Source organism: Actinoplanes oryzae, assembly GCF_030757795.1.
Taxonomy (GTDB): domain Bacteria; phylum Actinomycetota; class Actinomycetes; order Mycobacteriales; family Micromonosporaceae; genus Actinoplanes.
Genome location: NZ_JAUQWH010000322.1, coordinates 1 through 2,551, shown reverse-complemented (window position 1 = coordinate 2,551; position 2,551 = coordinate 1). Strand labels below are relative to the sequence as shown.

Below are 2,551 nucleotides of genomic sequence, written 5' to 3'. Positions count from 1 at the left end.
CACCCTGGACGAGGCGGCCGCCCACGGCGGCACCGTGATCACCCGGGCCACGGCGACGCCGTTCGGCGACGTCGCCGGCCGGTTCCGCGACCCCCAGGGCCACCGCTGGTGGATCCACCAGCACGTCGAGGACGTCTCGGTCGACGAGATGGCGGCCCGGTTCGCCGAGCCGCGGCACCGCGAGGCCCTGGCCTACCTCGCCGCGTCGCTGGACGCCGAGCTGACTAGATCATGACCACCCGCGGCGGGGCGAAGCCGTTGAATCGGGAGGCGTACACGGAGGTGTAGGCGCCCGCGGAGCCGATCAGCAGCTCGTCGCCCTCGCGCAGGTCGGCCGAGAGCAGCACGTCGCGGGCGAAGGTGTCCTGGCTGTCGCAGGTCGGCCCGGTCAGGTGGTAGCAGCGGCGCATCCGGGTCCGCCGGGTGTCGTGGATCGGGTAGTGCAGGCCGCCGCCCGACTCCAGGACCTCCATCATGCCGTTGAAGACGCCCAGGTCGGTGTGCGCCCACCAGCCGGAGGGGCGCTGGGCGACGCCGATGACCCGGCAGCGGAAGGTCCCGGCCTCGGCGACCAGGGCGCGGCCGGGTTCGGCGAAGACCTCCACCGGGTACGGCAGCCGGGCCACCCCGGCGGCGGCCACCTGCCCGAACTCCGTCAGCGCGGGCACCGGCTCGTCGTAGCGCGCCGGGAAGCCCCCGCCGATGTCGACCATCTGCAGCCGGATGCCCGCCCGCAGCAGCCGGTCCATGATGGCCGCCACGTCGCGCAACGGCCGGTCGAGGGCGGTGGGGGAGAGCGACTGCGAGCCCATGTGGAAGGTCACGCCGTACGGGGTCAGGCCCATCTCGCGCGCCTCGAGCAGCAGGCCCACGGCGCCGGCGGCGTCCACCCCGAACTTGCCCTCGCTGGGGACCACGCTGTCGTCGCCGCCGAAGGTGCCGAGCCGGGCGTACACGCAGCTGCCGGGCGCCTCCTGGGCGACGCGGCGCAGCTCCTCGGAGGAGTCCACGCTGAACCGGTAGACGCCGGCCGCGGCGGCGCGGGCGGTCTGCTCGCGGGCCCGGACGGGGTTGCTGAAGAGCATGTCGTACGGCTGGACGCCCGTCTCGGTGAGGAGCTCGATCTCCTGCACGGAGGCCACCTCGAAGCCCGATCCGGCCGCGTGCAGCGTGCTCAGGACGCCGGGGTGGGTGTTGCACTTGGTCGCGTAGAACGGGCGGACGCCGGGGAAGGCGGCCCGGAAGGAGTCCAGGGCGGCCACGATGCGGGCGGCCCGCATCTCGAGGACGGGTCCGGCGTGGACCGGGCGCGCCGCGGTGCGCGTGGCAACGATGGCGGAGAGATGACGCAACGAAGGCCCCTTACTCTAAGTGGTCTCGTCAATACGGAGGGTGCGTCATCAGTATGCCGCCGATCCGCCCCGAGGGCCATGACCTGCAAGCATGGAGATCGATCTGGCACACGATCATGCAAATTGCACGAACGGGACGCCCCGCGAAAGGCGCCCCGTCCGGCTGTCCGGTTTCGGACTGATGCTTGCGTCCCTCTGATCAGGACCTTTGCACCATCTTAAATTGGATCATGAACCCTCGGGGAGTTGACGTTGCGTGCACACTTCCCGTCTGTGCGTGCAGATCGGTAGGCTCTCAGCGGTTGATATCGAACTCGCCGCTCTTGGCCGAGTTCACGAACTCGGACCAGTGCGCCGGGTTGAAGATGAGAGCGGGACCGGAAGGGTTCTTGCTGTCGCGTACGGCAACGGCTGTGTCGAGGAACGCGACCTCGACACAGTTGTTGCCGCCGTTTCCGTTGCTGCGACTGCTTTTCTTCCAAACGGCGGCGTGGAGATGGTGTGCTGGCATGCCCATGCACCTCCCTTCAATATGCAGTTGTCTCGACAGCCTGCCGCTATGTGCGCAGCAGGCTCTCGATCATCTTAAGGGTCAACCGGGGGTCCAGTGCCCTCTCGCTCAGCCGCTCGAACTCCGCTCGGTAACGAGCGACCTCTGAATGTTGCTCTTCGTAGAGGTCACCCGCAAGTCCCTCCAAGTAAACTACATCCAAATGAGTGGTCTCCCGGAACTCCAAAAGTGCAGCTGAACCCCCCAGGAAGGGGTGTTCGCCGGCATCGAACGGGAGAATTTGTACGGTCACGTTCGGTAATAAGGCCATGTCGATGAGATGGCGCAGCTGCGCCTCCATCACCGCGGGTCCCCCGATCGTGCGTCGCACGATCGATTCGTCGACGATCGCGTCGAGCTCCAGCGGGTTCGTCCCGGTGAGCCGCGCCTGCCGCTTCTGCCGCAGCGCCACCCGCCGCGCCATCTGCTCCGGCGGCTCCCACGAGCGCCCGGTCCGCATCAGGGCCTGCATGTACGCCTCGGTCTGCAGCAGCCCCGGGACCACGATCGGCTCCCAGACGCGCAGCATGGACGCCTCCGCCTCCAGGCCCACGTAGTTGCCCGGGCGCATGATGTCGCGGTAGTCCGTCCACCAGGTCTTCTGCTTCGAGGCGCGGGCCAGCTCGAGGAGCGCCTCGCGGTACTGCTC

General features: G+C 68.8%; 4 protein-coding genes. 1 reads left to right on the top strand and 3 read right to left on the bottom strand.

Features of this window, described 5'->3' with window-relative positions; translation table 11 throughout:
* Positions 1-235 (top strand): VOC family protein (locus RBH18_RS43570; protein ID WP_372339080.1); only part of this gene is annotated, 235 nt, incomplete at its 5' end.
* On the opposite strand, the gene RBH18_RS43565 is transcribed toward RBH18_RS43570, so the two are convergent.
* The 3 genes from RBH18_RS43565 to RBH18_RS43555 form a co-directional block, all read right to left on the bottom strand.
* Positions 225-1,352, bottom strand: coding sequence for a type III PLP-dependent enzyme (locus RBH18_RS43565; RefSeq protein ID WP_306216389.1), 1,128 nt, complete (start codon positions 1,350-1,352; stop codon positions 225-227). The two genes, RBH18_RS43570 and RBH18_RS43565, sit on opposite strands and share 11 nt — an antisense overlap.
* 295 nt (positions 1,353-1,647) lie before the next feature.
* The gene (locus RBH18_RS43560) at positions 1,648-1,863 is read right to left on the bottom strand and encodes a DUF397 domain-containing protein (RefSeq protein WP_305784788.1); all 216 of its coding nucleotides are present in this window, start codon (positions 1,861-1,863) and stop codon (positions 1,648-1,650) included.
* A gap of 46 nt (positions 1,864-1,909) precedes the next feature.
* Positions 1,910-2,551, bottom strand: a 642-nt coding sequence (locus RBH18_RS43555) for a DUF5753 domain-containing protein (protein ID WP_306216388.1), incomplete at its 5' end; no start/stop codon positions are given.